The following is a 545-nucleotide window of genomic DNA, read 5'->3' as shown; positions in this document are numbered from 1 at the left end:
CCTTTGAATCACAGTATATTGCAAAAAAATTATCGGGTGATTCAGATCCCATTAAATACCCCGTAGTACCGTCTATTGCGTTTACACTTCCACGACTGGCTCAAGTGGGGATTTCAGTTGATGATGCGAAAAACGATGAAAGATTACGGATTCAGGAAATTCCTTATGGTCAACTCATTCGCTTTCAAACATTGAATGACGTTAAAGCAAAAATTAAGCTTGTAATTGACCAAGACAAACAATTAGTGGGCGCGTCTCTAATTGGTGATTTCGCGCCAGAGGTTGTTAATGCACTGGTTCCAGTTATTAATAATAAGTATACTTCCCGTGACATACATGGCCAAATTTTTGCCTTTCCAACTCATTCTGGAATTATATTGCCCCTGATTGCCAATTATTTAGCCTAGGAGAGAATTAGTGAAAGCAGCGATTATAAAAGAATATGGTGATGTTACACAACTTGAAATTACGAATACCAATAAACCTGTTGTCAATAATGATGAAGTTTTAGTTGAAAACGTGGCTACGAGTATCAATCCCATTGA

1 pseudogene is annotated in these 545 nt (G+C 37.4%); it reads left to right on the top strand.

What is annotated here, in order from left to right:
- A pseudogene (locus FF105_RS11695) lies at positions 1 to 407 on the top strand (NAD(P)/FAD-dependent oxidoreductase); the annotation flags it as partial.
- Between the last annotated feature and the right edge of the window lie 138 nt (positions 408 to 545).

The sequence above is a fragment of the Leuconostoc sp. UCMA20149 genome, from assembly GCF_030400235.1.
Lineage (GTDB): Bacteria > Bacillota > Bacilli > Lactobacillales > Lactobacillaceae > Leuconostoc > Leuconostoc pseudomesenteroides.
The sequence above is the reverse complement of the archived record's forward strand: the minus strand, read 5'-3'. Positions and strand labels throughout refer to the sequence as shown.